The sequence below is a fragment of the Micromonospora reichwaldensis genome, from assembly GCF_031845925.1.
Lineage (GTDB): Bacteria > Actinomycetota > Actinomycetes > Mycobacteriales > Micromonosporaceae > Micromonospora > Micromonospora reichwaldensis.
Genome location: NZ_JAVRFL010000002.1, coordinates 281927 through 296231, shown reverse-complemented (window position 1 = coordinate 296231; position 14305 = coordinate 281927). Strand labels below are relative to the sequence as shown.

14 protein-coding genes are annotated in these 14305 nt (G+C 71.0%); 7 read left to right on the top strand and 7 right to left on the bottom strand.

Features of this window, described 5'->3' with window-relative positions:
* Positions 1-209: 209 nt before the first annotated feature.
* Positions 210-1208 (top strand): hypothetical protein, encoded by a 999-nt coding sequence (locus tag RM555_RS02610; protein WP_311410250.1) that lies wholly within the window; start codon positions 210-212, stop codon positions 1206-1208.
* Positions 1209-1282: 74 nt separating this feature from the next.
* Here RM555_RS02610 and RM555_RS02605 read toward each other — a convergent pair whose 3' ends face one another.
* From RM555_RS02605 to RM555_RS02595, 3 genes are all read right to left on the bottom strand, one after another.
* Positions 1283-2455 (bottom strand): zinc-dependent alcohol dehydrogenase, encoded by a 1173-nt coding sequence (locus tag RM555_RS02605; RefSeq protein ID WP_151453880.1) that lies wholly within the window; start codon positions 2453-2455, stop codon positions 1283-1285.
* A gap of 26 nt (positions 2456-2481) precedes the next feature.
* Positions 2482-3435: an SRPBCC family protein gene (locus RM555_RS02600; protein ID WP_311410249.1), complete on the bottom strand. Its 954-nt coding sequence runs from the start codon at positions 3433-3435 to the stop codon at positions 2482-2484.
* A gap of 196 nt (positions 3436-3631) precedes the next feature.
* Entirely contained in the window at positions 3632-4267 is a 636-nt protein-coding gene (locus RM555_RS02595) for a TetR/AcrR family transcriptional regulator (RefSeq protein WP_311410248.1), read from the bottom strand.
* Between the two features lie 174 nt (positions 4268-4441).
* Here RM555_RS02595 and RM555_RS02590 point away from each other — a divergent pair, with 174 nt between their 5' ends.
* A complete protein-coding gene (locus tag RM555_RS02590; protein ID WP_311410247.1) occupies positions 4442-5434 on the top strand; it encodes an alpha/beta fold hydrolase in 993 nt (330 codons plus the stop codon).
* Between the two features lie 193 nt (positions 5435-5627).
* Positions 5628-6473 (top strand): CHAP domain-containing protein, encoded by an 846-nt coding sequence (locus tag RM555_RS02585; protein ID WP_311410246.1) that lies wholly within the window; start codon positions 5628-5630, stop codon positions 6471-6473.
* Positions 6474-6566: 93 nt separating this feature from the next.
* On the opposite strand, the gene RM555_RS02580 is transcribed toward RM555_RS02585, so the two are convergent.
* Both RM555_RS02580 and RM555_RS02575 read right to left on the bottom strand, forming a co-directional pair.
* On the bottom strand, positions 6567-7580 hold the full coding sequence (locus tag RM555_RS02580; RefSeq protein WP_396888660.1) for a trypsin-like serine peptidase: 1014 nt from the start codon (positions 7578-7580) through the stop codon (positions 6567-6569).
* Positions 7581-7885: 305 nt separating this feature from the next.
* Positions 7886-8641 (bottom strand): helix-turn-helix transcriptional regulator, encoded by a 756-nt coding sequence (locus RM555_RS02575; RefSeq protein WP_311410244.1) that lies wholly within the window; start codon positions 8639-8641, stop codon positions 7886-7888.
* Between the two features lie 54 nt (positions 8642-8695).
* On the opposite strand from RM555_RS02575, the gene RM555_RS02570 reads away from it, so the two are divergent.
* The 4 genes from RM555_RS02570 to RM555_RS02555 all read left to right on the top strand — a co-directional run bounded on the left by RM555_RS02570 (position 8696) and on the right by RM555_RS02555 (position 12876).
* Positions 8696-9895 carry an MFS transporter gene (locus RM555_RS02570; RefSeq protein ID WP_311410243.1) on the top strand — a complete coding sequence of 400 codons (1200 nt, stop codon included), beginning with the start codon at positions 8696-8698 and terminating at the stop codon, positions 9893-9895.
* 134 nt (positions 9896-10029) lie between these two features.
* Entirely contained in the window at positions 10030-10704 is a 675-nt protein-coding gene (locus tag RM555_RS02565) for a nucleoside/nucleotide kinase family protein (RefSeq protein WP_311410242.1), read from the top strand.
* 279 nt (positions 10705-10983) lie between these two features.
* Positions 10984-11535 carry an RBBP9/YdeN family alpha/beta hydrolase gene (locus tag RM555_RS02560; protein WP_311410241.1) on the top strand — a complete coding sequence of 184 codons (552 nt, stop codon included), beginning with the start codon at positions 10984-10986 and terminating at the stop codon, positions 11533-11535.
* A gap of 858 nt (positions 11536-12393) precedes the next feature.
* Positions 12394-12876, top strand: a complete 483-nt coding sequence (locus RM555_RS02555) for a cation:proton antiporter regulatory subunit (protein ID WP_311410240.1) — start codon at positions 12394-12396, stop codon at positions 12874-12876.
* 37 nt (positions 12877-12913) lie between these two features.
* Here the strand turns inward: RM555_RS02555 and RM555_RS02550 are convergent, their stop codons facing one another.
* The gene (locus RM555_RS02550) at positions 12914-14056 is read right to left on the bottom strand and encodes a helix-turn-helix domain-containing protein (RefSeq protein ID WP_311410239.1); all 1143 of its coding nucleotides are present in this window, start codon (positions 14054-14056) and stop codon (positions 12914-12916) included.
* Entirely contained in the window at positions 14043-14210 is a 168-nt protein-coding gene (locus RM555_RS02545; RefSeq protein WP_311410238.1) for a hypothetical protein, read from the bottom strand. The genes RM555_RS02550 and RM555_RS02545 overlap by 14 nt, the downstream gene beginning before the upstream one ends.
* Positions 14211-14305: the final 95 nt, after the last annotated feature.

Below are 14305 nucleotides of genomic sequence, written 5' to 3'. Positions count from 1 at the left end.
GCGAAACGGCCCGGGAGATTGCGCACGATGGAAGAACCGGGCCGGCGGCGGCCACCCCATGATGAAACGCGGACATCGACCCGCGCCTTTGTCATTCATTGGCGCCAGGCGGGCGCGTCCACCGTCGATCGGCGGCCGTCGACGCCGGTCGCGGGCGTCGGCGTCGACGCGGCGCCCGTGTTCCCCCTCCCCCACCCCGAGGAGCGCATGTGACGCAGACCCAGAGGTCTTCCCGGCGACCCGACGCGCCCGTCCGGCTCAGCCCCGACACCACGCGGAGCGGGACGTCCGCGTTCGTCAACGGGCACTTTCCCCGGCGGCGAGGGCTGATCATCCTCCTCAGCGTCCTCGGCGGGTTCCTGCTGACCGTCATCTGGTCGGCGGAGTTCGTGGACCGGACCATCGGCGACAACGTCGCCAACACACTCCTCGGCCACGACGCCAAGGAGACGCCCATCCAGGGCATCGCGGCGGGCATCCTGTTCGCCTTCGTCTCCGGCATCGCGGGCACGTTCACCGCCTGCAACATCGCAGCGTTCGGCGCCCTGGCCCCACTGACCGGCACCACGGGCAGCAGGTTCAGCCGGCTCGTCGCACCGCTGAAGCCACTGGGCTGGATGTCGGTGGGCATGGTCGCGGTGTCGGCCGCCTACGGCGCGGTCGTCGGCCTCGTCGGCACGTCGATGCCCCAGTTCTCCACCGCGCCCAACGCGCCCGGCGGGCTGTCGCCGAGGAGCATCCAGTCCATGGTCGTCTTCGGCGCGATCGGGCTCATCATGATCTATCTCGGTCTGGCCGCGCTGGGCGTCGTGCCGGACCCGTTCGCCCGGATCGCCCGGCGGTTCCCCAACGCCCCGATGGTGTTCATGGGCGCACTGATCGCCGGCTTCCTGATCGGCCGGCCCTTCGCCTTGTTCCGGCAGATGTTCCGCGACGCCGCCGAGAGCGGCAACCCGCTCTACGGCGCGGCGGCGTTCACGCTCCAGTCCCTGGGCAACATCGTCATCATGGCGGTGCTGTTCCTGCTGCTGGCCTGGCTCGCCGGTTCCCGCCTGCAACGCTGGTTCAGCGCCCGGCCGAGCCGCCTGGCGGTCCTGACCGCGGTCGCGTTCATCGTCGCCGGCGCGTTCACGTTCCTCTACTGGGACGTGCGGCTGCTCGCCCGCCGCGAGATCATCCCCTGGTACCCGACGGCCCCCTGGGCCTGACCCGCCGCCGCCGACGAGGCCCGGGGACGGCCGGATTCCGCCACCCCGGGCCCCGTCGGCGCCCGCACCGGGGCTCAGACCTTGAGGACGACCTTGGTGCACTCGTCCTGCTTCTTCTGGAAGATCTTGTAGCCCTTGGCCGCGTCCTTCAGGCGCATCCGGTGGCTGATGATGAAGCTGGGGTCGATGTCGCCGCGCTGGATGCGGTTGAGCAGCGGCCGGGTGTAGCGCTGGACGTGACACTGACCGGTACGCATGATCAACGACCGGTTCATGAACGCGCCCATCGGGAACTTGTCGACGAAGCCCCCGTACGCGCCGACCACCGAGACGACGCCGCCGCTACGGCAGGCGAGGATGGCCTGGCGCAGCGCGAACGGGCGCTCCGTCTCGACCCGGGCGGCCTGCTTGGCCCGGTCGTACGCGTAGACGGCGGTGTTGCCGTGGTGCCCCTCCAGGCCGACGGCGTCGATGCAGGCGTCGGGCCCCCGCCCGGCGGTCATCGCGTTGAGCGCGTCGAGCACGTCGGTGTCGTCGTAGTTGATGGTCTCCGCGCCGGTGTGCTCCTCGGCGAGCCGCAGCCGGTACGGGTACCGGTCGATGACGATCACCCGCTCCGCGCCGAGCATCCGGGCGCTGGCGGCGGCGAGCAGGCCCACCGGGCCGGCCCCCCACACCGCGATCACGTCGCCCGGCTTGATGTCGCACATCTCCGCGCCCATGAAGCCGGTGGGCAGCACGTCGGCGAGCATCACGGCCTGGTCGTCGGGCACCTCGTCGGGCACCTTGATCGGGCCGACGTCGGCGAACGGCACCCGGGCGTACTCGGCCTGGCCGCCGGCGTAGCCGCCGAGCAGGTGGGAGTAGCCGAAGATGCCGGCCGGCGAGTGCCCCATGATCTTCTCGGCCACCCCGGCGTTGGGGTTGGAGTTCTCGCAGACCGAGAAGAGCCCGCGCTGACAGGAGGAACAGTGCCCGCAGGCGATCGGGAACGGCACCACCACCCGGTCGCCGGGGCGCAGGTTGCGTACCTGCGGGCCGACCTCCACGACCTCGCCCATGAACTCGTGGCCGAGGATGTCGCCCTTGCGCATGGCGGGGATGTACCCGTGGTAGAGGTGCAGGTCCGAACCGCAGATGGCGGTCGAGGTGATCCGTACGATCGCGTCGCGCGCGTTCATGATGGTCGGGTCGGGCACGTCGACGACCTTGACGCTGTCCTTGCCCATCCAGGCGGTGGCCTTCATCGTTCGTCCTCTCGGGTGGCGGGCGGTCAGCGGCGGGCGATGGGCAGCGGCTGGGCGGGGCGTTGCATGACCTGCTGGCGCACGGAGATGCCGTCCGGGCTGCCCTCGGAGCGGACCACCTCGCCGGTCTCCACCACCTGCTTGAACCGGCGCAGGTCGTCGCGCACCTGCTGCTCGGGTTCCTCGCCGAAGAGCTTCGCCACGGCCCGGCCCAGCGCGCCGGCCGGCGGGGCGTAGCGCAGCCGCACCCGGACCTCGGTGCCGCGATCGCCCGGCGCGGGCACGAACCGGACCCGGCCCGCGTTGGGCACGCGGGTGCCGGGCAGCGACCGCCAGGCGAGCGACCGGTTCGGCTGGTCGTCGACGATCTCCGCGTCCCACTCGATCCGGCGGCCGGCCGGGCCGTGCGCGGTCCAGTGCGACCGGCGCAGGTCGTCGGCGCGTACCGACTCCAGGTGGGACATGAACCGGGGCAGGTTCTCCAGGTCCCGCCAGAAGCGGTACGCCTCGGCCGGGGACCGGTTGACGGTGACCGCGACCTCCATGTCGATCACCCGCCGGCGCGCGGCCCGGGCCCGTCCGGCGCGCACGGCGGCGATCAGGTCGACGGCGGCGATGCCGGCGACGGCGGCGGTGGTGAGGCCGACCCGCCGACGCCGTTCGCCGCACCGGTCCGCCCAGGCCCGTCCGAGCAGGGTGAGGTCCAGCGCGTCGCCGGCCACCCGGGTCCACGCCCAGCCGGCCGGGCTGCGGCCGGCGAGCAGGCCGGCCGCGTGGGCCAGCTCGCGGGCGCCCACGGCGGTGACGACCGCGCGGGCGGCGGGCGAGTCGTCCACCCCGGTCAGCCGGGCCACCGCGCGCGGGGCGAACAGGCTGCCGGCCCCGAGGGCGAGGCTGACCGCGCCCAGCAACCGGGGCAGCCCGGCGCCCTGGCCGCGTCGTCCCCGCTGGTCCAGCATCATCGGATCGGTCTCGTCCACGTCGCACCACCGTCAGATCGTCCTGACCCGCCCCCGGGCAGGCCCGGCGGCGGGAAGCCGCCACGCCTGACGCTATGCCCGCGAATCGCCTAACGAACCCCGAATCGGCACACAACTCGCCTCCGTCGTCGCCGGCTCCGCGCCCGCCGGTCCGGCAGCGCCGACGAGCGCGGACGGCGCTCGCCGTACGGGGCGTTCAGCCGGCGTCGGGCCCCGGCCTGCGGCGGTACGCCCGGTCCAGGATCCCGATCAGCTCGTCGGCGGCGCGGCCGCCGTCGAACCCGGGCCTGGCGAGCTGCTCGGCGACGATGGCGTCGATCGCGCCGTTGACCACGATGGCGAGCAGGTCGGCGTCAGTGTCCTCGCGGTAGTCCCCGGCGGAGCGGGCCGCCTCGATGAGGTCCGCGACGCTTTGCCGCCGGCTGGGCGCGTCCGGCCCGTCGCTGATGCCGGTCTCCTCAGTGACGGCCTCGATGATCATCCGAGCATGCTCGGGGTGCGTCCGCAGGTGGGCCACGAGCGAGCGGACGTACGCCTCCACCGCGGCGGCCCCGCCGGCCTGCTCGACGGCCGCGCCGACGTCCGCGATGAGGGCTTCGATGACCGTGGCGTACGCCGCCTGCACCACCGCGTCCTTCGACGGGAAGTGGTAGAGGACCGCGGCCTTGGACAGCCCCGCCGCCTCGGCGATGCGCGCCAGCGAGGTGCCGGCATAGCCGTGCCGGGCGACGAGGTCGGTGGTCACCCGGACGAGCTGGGCGCGACGGGCCTGTTCGGTGATGGTCAGCGGCCGGCGCGAGCGGTCCTTCCAAATGGCGGCATCCCGTGTCATTCGGCGTCCCTCGGGTGTCGTGGCGGCCCGTGCCCGGAAAGGGTAGCCGCGCCACGGGCAGAATAACCGCCCGGTCAGATTTTCTACCACGTGTTAGAAAATCTGACCGGGCGGTAGAATTACGGAACGCGCAGGGCGACATCGACGACCATCACAGGAACGGAAGGTGGCACCATGCGAGTACGCGCACCTCGGATCAGGCACCCCCGGCGTTGGCTCGGCGGCGGCGCCGCGCTCGCCACCGCCCTCGTGGTGGCTGCGGGGTTCGCCCTGCATCACCCCGCCCCCGTCGGCTACTTCGTCTCCGCCCAGGCGCAGGACCGCTTCCTGCGCGCCTACGACCGGGCAATGGCGGACCTGCCCGAACCGGACCGCACGCTCGACGTGCGGACCAGCTACGGGGTGGTCCGCGTCTACCACTTCGCCGGCCCCGCCTCCTCTTCCTCCGCCCCTCCGCTGCTGCTGTTACCGGGCCGGGCCGCCCCCTCCCCCGTCTGGGCCGACAACCTGCCCTCGCTGCTGCGGTTGCGCAGCGTGTACACGGTGGACCTGCTGGGCGAGCCGGGCATGAGCGTCCAGCAACGACCGATCAGTTCCGCCCGCGACCACGCGCAGTGGTTGCACGAGCTGCTTCGGGGCCTGCCCGAGGCACGGCTCCACCTGGTCGGGCTGTCCATCGGCGGCTGGACCGCGACGAACCTGGCGGCGCACCGCCCGGAGAAGGTCGCCAGCGTGATCCTGCTGGATCCGGTCCTGGTCTTCACCGATCTGTCACCGGCCGCGATCGTCCGTTCGGTCCCGGCCAGCGTGCGCTGGCTGCCCCGCTCCTGGCGGGAGGACTTCGCGAGCTGGACGGCCAACGGGGCACCCGTCGAGGACGTCCCGGTCGCCGAGATGATCGAGGCCGGGATGCAGTCCTACGTGCTCAAGCTCTCCGCCCCCGGCCGGCTCACCGACGAACGTCTCGCCGGGGTGCGGATGCCGGTCCTCACGCTGTTCGCCGGGAAGTCCCGGATGCACGACGCCGCGGCCGGCGCCGCGCACGCCCGGCACGTCCTGCCGCACGCCGTGGTGAAGGTCTACCCCGACGCCTCGCACGCCATCAACGGCGAGCAGCCGGAGCAGATCGCCGCCGACATCGCCGCGCACCTGGCACGCCTCCCCTGACGCACGGGCCCCGAAGGTCGCCAGCACCGGCGGCGACCACATCCGCCGCGCGTCAGTCGCCTCCGCTCCCCGTCGGTACGGCATCGCCCGCATCGCCGCCCTGCTCCCGCCGCCCGCGATTGAGGGGTATGGCGGATGATCTATGCCTTGTAGCGTGGGTGCCCCATCACCCACCCCCAGGAGGGAAGTGATCATGCCCACGGTCACCGTTCGCGTCCTCGGTGCCCTCAGCGCCAGCGTGCTGAGCGCGACTCTCGGCGTCCTGGCGGTCGCCGCGCCCGCGCAGGCCGCGTCCCGCGACGGAGCGTGCAACACCGGCGAGTTCTGCTACTACTACAACAGCAACCACGCGGGCTCGATCTCCGATCACGCCGGCTCGCTGGCCGACTACGGCACCGCCCAGCCGGGCTGCTACGAGTTCAAGGGCGCCGGTAGCGGCAAGGGCCAGTGCATCAAGAACAACGCCGCCTCGGCGTGGAACCGCACCGGGAAGACGGTGCGCGTCTACTACAACACCGGCTACAACGGCTCCCACGCGTACCAGGACTTCGCGCCCGGGGCGAAGAAGAACCTGAGCTCCACGCTGAAGAACAACAACGCCTCCCACCAGCTGATCTCGGCCGGCGCCAGCTACCCGGCCAAGGACGACTACCCCTACAAGGGTCAGACCTCGGGCATCGATCCGTGGAACTTCTACAAGGGGCAGTGCACCAGCTTCGCGGCCTGGGCGGTGCGTAGCCGGGTCGGCGTCGCCTTCCACAACCAGTACAAGGGCCAGGCGCGGTGGGGCAACGCCAAGGAGTGGGTCGCCGCCGCCGGACGCGCCGGCGTGCCGGTGTACAACAGCCCGAAGGCCGGTGACGTCGCGGTACGCCTGGGCGGCACCTACGGGCACGTCGCGTTCGTGACCAGGGTGAACGCGAACGGCACCTTCGAGATCGACGAGTACAACTACGTTTCCGCCGACAGGTACAGCCACCGGACGGTGTCGGTGGGAACCGCCAACAACCAGTTCTCGAAGTTCATCCGCTTCAAGTGACCCCGCGCCCCGGACGGGAACTTTTCCGCCGTTGACGGAGCATCGCGCGCAGAGCCCCGGCCGTGTGGCCGGGGCTCTGCCGTTCACGTGCCCTTACGCCGGGGAGAGACCCTCCGCGAAGTCGTAGAGGCTCTTGATGTCGTCGTCGAAGTACGGACCGTCGAACTGCCCGTTGCCCGGGTTGTCGCCGTGACTCACGACGCTGTTGATGAACCCGAGACCATTCTGGTCGTTGTACTCCTGCAACCACGGACCGCCGCTGGAGCCGTAGGTCATGTTGCACCACATCCGGATCTGCTGGGCGCCGGCGTGCCAGGTCCCGCTCTGGCAGAAGTACTGGCTCTCGCCGCCGCCGAGGTTGGACGGATAGCCCAGCGCGGTCATCAGGGAGATGTTGTAGCCCCAGTTCCAGCGCATGCCGTGGCCGCCGACCGTCTCGACGACCTTCAGGCCCCAGTTACCGCCGTTGTGCATGATGGCGATGGCCATGTCCTCGTCGTAGCTGCTGCTGTTGATCCACGCGGTGCGGGCCGCGAGCTGGTACGCCACGAACGTGCCGAACGGCCGCGCGCCGTCGCGGTACCGCGGCACGAACTGCCAGTTGCTGTACCACTGCCCGCCGGCGCCCTGGTGCACGCAGTGCCCGGCGGTCATGACCAGTCGCGCCTTGCCGCTGGCGACCGCGCTCGCGGAGCAGGAGGCGCCGCCGCCGTTGGGGGTGGTGAAGTAGACCTTGCCGACGACCGCCGACTCGTTGAGCTGGATGCCGACGTCGGCGCCGCTGGCGACACTCGGTCGCACCGGCGCGACCGAGCCCGCCGGCCCGTCGGGCTTCGGCGCCCGGGTCGTCGACTCGGTGGCCTTCGGCGACTTCGCGAGGTCGAGGTCGACAGCGTTCGCCATCCGCTCCGGCGTCCAGAACCTGGCGACCTCCCCGGCGATCTTCTCGTTGGTGATCGCACGGCCGTCACTGGTGCGGGCGACGGCGGTGGTGTTGCCGTTCTTTTCGACCGGGGTCGGCTTCGCCTGGGCCACCGCCGGAGCGGTCAGCACCAGCGCGAGCGCCAGGCTGGCCGATGCCGACCAGCGTAGGGTTGATCTCAACAGTTGCCCCCTTTTCGGGTACTCCAATTCGGACCAGCGAAACGTAGCGATCGAATTACTTTGATCGCAACGTAATGGAATGACAGGTAGTTGACACTGACTCCTTGGCGACCGAAAAGGCCCATAGCCGGCGACAAACAAAGCGGGCCCACCCCGAACAGAAGCCATGAAATCGACCTCGCAAATCCCATCGCCGCAAATCCGCGCTCTCGATTTGAGGACGCTCGCCGCTGCCGACGGGCGGGAATTGCGATTGAGTCCCGCCAGTACGCAGCCGCCGTTCGGGAATCACGGCTGGAGTTCGAGGCTCAGTCGGCAGTGCGCCTGGCCGGATAGGTGCCCGGGGTATGACCGAAAGCGCGGCGGAACACGTCGATGAAGGCGCTGGCCGACGACCAGCCGCACTGATGTGCCACCGCCGTCACCGGCGTCCCGTTCGCCAGCAGGACCAGGGCGTGATGCAGGCGCAACTGGGTGCGCCACTGTGGAAAGGTCATGCCGAGGTCCCTGCGGAACAGCCGGGACAGGGTGCGGTCGCTGGCACCGACCTCACGGCCGAGGTCGGCGAGCGTGCGCCTGTCACCCGGGTCGGCATGCAGGAGGGCGCACACGGTGCGCAGCAGGGGCTCGGTGGGCGTGGGGACATGCAACGGCTGCTGAGGAGCGGCGCGTAGTTGATCGAGCAGCACGGCGCGCAGTCGGTCGCGTTCCGAGCCCTGTCCGCCGGGGGTGCGGGTGTAGGCGATGATCAGCTCACGCAGCAGCGGGCCGACGGCGAGCACGGTCGGGGTTTCCAGCTCGAGCGGGTTGTCCGTGGCGGGCAGCCCCACCAGGTGAAGCTCGAGTTCGCCGTAGGCGCGGTGGGCGTGCACGGTGCCGGCCGGCACCCAGATGGCCCGGGTGCCTGGGGTGATCCATGAACCCTTGTCGGTCGTGACGGCCAGGACGCCACGGGCGGCATAGACGATCTGGTGGTCGTCGTGGCGGTGCGCGTCGATCTCACCCCCGGACGCGAGCCACTGGGCGCGAGTGGGCGCCACGGGATTGTGGCGGATTTCCGTCATCGTCTGTCAGGTTATCGGAAGCCAGACAGGGGAGTGTATTGCCACCCTCGCATGGTGCGAAGGAAAACCTCGATCACGTTGCTCGCCGTCAGTCACGCCTGTGTCGACATCTACCAGGGGACCGTCGCGGCGCTGGTACCGCTGTTCGTCGCGGAACGCGCTTACACCTACGCGGCAGTATCCGGCATCGTCCTTGCCGCATCGCTGCTGTCCTCGGTCGTCCAACCACTCTTCGGCGCGCTCACCGACCGCTGGGCCATACCGTGGCTGCTACCCGTCAGCACCCTGCTGAGTGGGGCCGGCATCGCGGTGAGCGGACTGAGCGGCGAGTACGCCTTCACCCTGCTGTTCGTGGCGCTCTCCGGTATCGGTGTGGCCGCTTACCATCCCGAGTCCGCACGCATCGCTCGTGAAGCCAGCGAGGGCAGCCACACCGCCATGGCGTACTTCTCCACCGGCGGCAGCGTCGGTTTCGCCCTGGCCCCGCTGATGGTCGCAGGCGTCACGGCCCTCGGCGGGCTGAGCTGGACGCCGTTGATGGTTGTGCCAGCCCTCGCCGGAACCGCGATGGCGATGCCCGTGCTGCGTGCCCTGGCCCAGCGCAACAGCGCCGTAGGCGGGAAACCGGCACCCGTCGGGCGCGATGACCCCACTTCGTTCATGCGGCTGACCTTCGCGGTGGTGTTCCGCTCGATCGCCTTCGTGGGCCTGAGCACATTCATTTCCCTGTACGCCCAGCAACGCATGAACGGCAACGCGGCTGCGGGCGTGGCCGCTCTGTTCGTGCTCTACCTCGGCGGCGTGGTCGGCTCGGTGCTGGGTGGTAACGCCGCATATCGGTGGGGCCGGGTGGCCGTGTCCCGCTGGTCCTACGCAGTTGCCGCCATCGCGATCGCGGGTGTGGTGTGGGCGCCCGGACCGGCGATCTACCTGTTCCTGGCGCTGACCTCCGTCGGCCTCTATGTGCCCTTCTCGTTGCAGATCACCCTCGGGCAGGACTACCTGCCCACCCGGGTCGGCACCGCCAGCGGGATCACGCTGGGCCTGACGGTGAGCATCGGCGGGCTCGCCAGCTTCCCCATCGGGGCCCTGGCGGATGCGACGTCACTACGAACCGCTCTGACACCGCTGATCGTCATGCCGGTCCTGAGCTGGCTGATGTTCCGCACCCTGCAAGACCCTGAGGCGCCGAAACCTGATCGCGACAGGCGGCCCTCGGAAGCCGCTGGTCTTTCCCCGGCCTCCGTCGACTGACCGAGCCCGAGCCCGGAAGCACTTGCGCACGCGGCAATCTCGCTCACCCGGGGAGGGCGGGCGCGCAGGGGCTGACGCGCATAGGGTCGGCTCGACCCCCGGCAACCTCCGGCGAGGACAGGACGGGACAGCACATGGACCAAGGCACCCGCGACGAGGTGCTCGGCCGCCTGGCTGAGGCGGTCGGGTCCGTCACCGTCGCACACCCGACGCGGGTTGCCGTCGACGGACCGCCCGCCGCCGGCAAGACCACCCTCGCCGACGAGCTCGCCGTCATCCTGCGCGACCAGGGCCGCGACGTCATCCGCGCGACGATCGACGATTTCCTCTTCCCCCGGGCACAGCGCTATCCGCGCGGCGAGTTCTCGGCCGAAGGCTGCTACTTCGACACCCACGACTACGACGCGCTGAACCGGGTTCTGCTCGATCCGCTCGGCCCGGGCGGGGATCGACGCTTTCGCCACGCGGTCTACGACCGCACCGCGGATAGTGTGCTGTCCCCGCCGACCGCCACTGCCGCCGCCGACGCCGTGCTGGTCTTCGACGGCGTCTTCCTCATGCGTCCGGAGCTGATCGACAGGTGGGACCTGCGCATCTTCGTGTCAACCGCGCTTGAGAAGACCGTGGATCGTGCCGTGATCCGAGAGCGCCGGACGTCGTCCCAGGCTGAAATCGAACGGCGCTGGCGCGAGCGTTACATCCCCTCCCAGCAGTTGTACTTCGCTACCGTCCGCCCGACCGATCACGCCGACATCGTCGTGCACAACGACGAGCCTCAGCGGTCGATCTGGGAGACACGAAGACGCTGACCGCACCCGATTCGGCAAGCCGCGAGCGCTGGCTACGTCCCGCAGGCCAGGTGCTCGAGCCGGCGGGTGGCGGCATGCCGGTCCATCCGACACCGAGGTGTTGCGCAGGGTCGGCCAGCGGCAGAAGCGTGCATCTGATCTCCCACATCGGCCGCAGAATGATCGTGTTGAATCGTGGTGATCAGCGTGCTCACATTCGTCTTGACACTCCGGCGCTCGGCTCAACCACGGCGTCTGGCACCGCACGAGTCCGGGGATCGTCGCGTTACCCTCCGCAGCATGACGCGTTACCTTGTCGTGCCCGGTCGAGGCGTTCCATTCCGCGACCACTGGTCGCGCAGTTGGGTCAGGGATCACCCGAAGTACCAGTGGGCGCCCGAACCGCCCGGGCCACCGTACGTCGCCGCCGAACGGGTCGCCGCGCTGCACGCTGCCATAAGCGCCGACGATGAGCCGGCGATCCTCGTGGCGCACAGTGCGGGATGCCTGACCGTCGCCGTCTGGGCCAGCCAGCACGTCGGTCCCGTCCGTGCCGCCCTGCTGGTCACGCCACCGTACCTGGATCCGGACTGGACTCCCGACCCTCACGAGACCGTCGATGTCTTCATCGACCACGTGCCACGCGAGCCACTGCCCTTTCGCTCGATCCTGGTCGCCAGTCACAACGACCCAATTACCACGTTCGAACAATTCGAAGCGTACGCGCGAGACTGGGGCTCGGAACTGTTCGACGCGGGCGCAGTCGGGCACCTGGACTCCAAGACCGGGTTCGGCGCGTGGCCCGACGGCGAGCGCCTGGTCCGATCATTGACCCAGCCCGCACAGCCATAACACCGCTGAGGCAACTGCGAGCGTGGCCCCGTAATCCGAACACCGCCACCGGCTGCACGACGTGCGCTCATCGACACGACAGGGCGGCGCCGAGCACGCGCGGTCGGCGGCAGATCAGTGCACCTGACCTTGGCCTGGGCCGGCGTTCAGGGGCGCGGAGTGCCGTCCCACCTCCAAGATGTCCGCGCCGGCAGGCCGGGTAGGTCCGCCCGGCCGGTAGCCCAAAGGAGCATCGACCACGGCTCGCCGGTTGACGGCACGGAGGGGAACAGCCGGCGCAGCGCTCCCGTACACAGGTCGGTAGGCGGCGACCACGTCAGGTCCAACCCGGCGGCCACGTCGTACATGTGGACCAGGACCTCGACCACGCCCATCGCGGCGAACCCGGAAGGGTCGGATAGACCGTACGCGTGAAACGACCGCCGGTCCGGCGGCACGGCATCGATCATGGCCGCCAGCATCGCCCCGCACGCCTCGAGGACCTGTACCAGCCCGGACGGCCCCTCACTCCCAGCAGCTCCACTCCAGTCCACCGGCCGGCTTCTGCCAGTCGAGATGGGTGGCTGCCGCCAGAGTCTCGCGGGCAAGCCCGACAGCGCGTGTCACGTCGTCTGCGATAATCCAACGATTACGGGGGCAAGGCTGGACCTGAAGCAACCCACTTTCGCGCTCATCTACGGTCAACACCTGACGCCCCCGGTAACCGAACGCACTGCCGGCACCGTCACCGGAGCCACACCCTGCACAGCCACCACGCCCGGCAGGCCTCCACCGAGCCATCCTCATGATCCCGGCCGGAGTACTAGTCTGGGCGGCAAGGTGGTCGACCGCGGCGCCTCATCCTCGGAAGGTGGAAACGTGGACCTGGAGAGGACCCGGCTGTTCGGCGTCGGAGAGTCGTACGCGTTCGTCACGGGGACGGGCCAGCGAGGCGCGGTGATCGTGCACTTCGACGGCCGGCGCGACATCGTGCTCTACGACCCCGCCGACCCCGAAACCGCCCAGCACACGTTGACGCTGGAGAGCACGGAGTCACGGACGATCGCCGACCTGCTCGGCCTTCCGCTGGTCATGGACAACCTGACGGAGCTGGTCCCGCCCCTGGAGGGCGTCGAGACCGTACGTATGCCGATCCCCGCCCGGTCGCCGTACCTCGGGCGCGAGCTCGGTGACACGCGCGCGCGGACCCGCACCGGCGCGTCGATCGTCGCGGTGGTCCGCGACGGTCGCGTGATCCCGTCGCCGGGTCCCGACTTCACCCTCCAGGCCGGTGACTCGCTGGTGGCCGTCGGCGACGGCGCCAGCCTCGTCGCGATCCGCGAGCTCTTCACCAACGGCTGACCCGCCGGCGGCACGCCGGTCACCCGGGCCGGTCCGGTCAGCGGGTCAGGCCCACCAGCGTCGCCAGGCGCGCCACGCCGGCCGGCGCCGGGTGGGCCCGGGCGACCTCGGCGACGACCGTACGCGCCAAGGGCCGGCACCGGACCTCGGCGGGCGCAACGGCATCCGCGTCGACCAGGAGCCGGCCCGCACCGCACAGGTCGCCGACCTGGAGGTATGCCCGCGCGGCGTCCACCAGGTAGGCGGCCCGGTACTCGGCCGGCAGCCGCCGCCACGCCTCCTGCCGTACCGCCTGCTCGTGCCGGCGCACCGCCTCCCCGGCGTCCCCCCGCTCCAGAGCCGCGACCACCCGGGCCGCCTCGACGGCGCCCGGCCCGAAGCCGGTCCGGTGCGGGTCGTCACCGGCGATCCGCGCCGCCACCCGGGCGGCCCGCTCGACCAGCTCCTCGCTGCGGCCGGTGTCGCCGCAGCCGGCGGCGGCCAGCGCGGCCTGGATCAGCAGGGTCCCGTGCACCGCCTCCGACGCGGGCGCGACGCGACGCGCGGCGGCCAGCGTCGCCACCAGCGCCAGCCGGTCCCGGCCCAGCGCACGCAGCGCCTGACCGACCGCCACGGCCGCCGCCCCCGCCAGCGCCGGATCGCCACCGGCCACCGCCACCGCCCGGTCGGCGGCCAGCCACCCCAGGTCGGCCTCGCCGAGCTTCACGAGCACCGACGAGGTGATCCGGTACGCCTGCACCAGCAGCCCCGGTTCCTGCGCCCGCACGCTTTGCGCGGCGTGCAGCAGCCTCGGCAGCAGCCGCACCACCTGGGCGTAGTGCCCGTGCTGGTAGGTCAGCCAGGCGTGCGCGACGTGCCGGCCCGTCTCCACCACGGACGCCGTCGCCCCGTGGTCGTCGTAGCGTGCGAGGGCGGCCCGGATGCCGTCCACCCCGTCCACCGGGCCGGCCGCGATCGGCGGCGGGCGGTGCTCGCCGAGCAGCACCATCGGGTCGACGCGCAGCACCCGGGCGATCTCCTGGATCACCGGGTAGCGGTCCAGCGGCCGTACGCCCCGCTCGGTCTTGTCCACCCAGCTCTTCGACCTGCCGAGCCGGTCGGCGAACATCTGCTGCGTCATCCGCCGCCGCGCCCGCCAGCGGGCGACGCGGCGACCGATCGGCTCGTCAGCGCTGGTCACGCCGCCACCGCCGGTCCGGCACCGCCCGGGTGGTCTCCTCCACCGGTACGCGCTCCGCCTCGGCCTGATCCAGGAGTCGCTGCTTGGCCGCCTCCCGCTCGGCGGCCTCGGCCTGCTCACCCCGGCTCGCCGAACCGATTCCCTGATCGTCCACTCTGCCTCCGCTGGCGCAGGGCACAGCGGCGAACCTCAACGCCGTGCCCGAACCCAGAGAGGCGGTCGCCCCTCAGAGCGGACACTAGAGCGGAT

What these genes read in the sequence shown, in the direction of transcription:
- RM555_RS02575 (WP_311410244.1), bottom strand. Translation starts at nt 8,641, where the DNA reads ATGACGGAAATCCGCCACAATCCCGTGGCGCCCACTCGCGCCCAGTGG.
- RM555_RS02560 (WP_311410241.1), top strand. Translation starts at nt 10,984, where the DNA reads ATGACGCGTTACCTTGTCGTGCCCGGTCGAGGCGTTCCATTCCGCGAC.
- RM555_RS02605 (WP_151453880.1), bottom strand. Translation starts at nt 2,455, where the DNA reads ATGAAGGCCACCGCCTGGATGGGCAAGGACAGCGTCAAGGTCGTCGAC.
- RM555_RS02590 (WP_311410247.1), top strand. Translation starts at nt 4,442, where the DNA reads ATGCGAGTACGCGCACCTCGGATCAGGCACCCCCGGCGTTGGCTCGGC.
- RM555_RS02565 (WP_311410242.1), top strand. Translation starts at nt 10,030, where the DNA reads ATGGACCAAGGCACCCGCGACGAGGTGCTCGGCCGCCTGGCTGAGGCG.
- RM555_RS02595 (WP_311410248.1), bottom strand. Translation starts at nt 4,267, where the DNA reads ATGACACGGGATGCCGCCATTTGGAAGGACCGCTCGCGCCGGCCGCTG.
- RM555_RS02585 (WP_311410246.1), top strand. Translation starts at nt 5,628, where the DNA reads ATGCCCACGGTCACCGTTCGCGTCCTCGGTGCCCTCAGCGCCAGCGTG.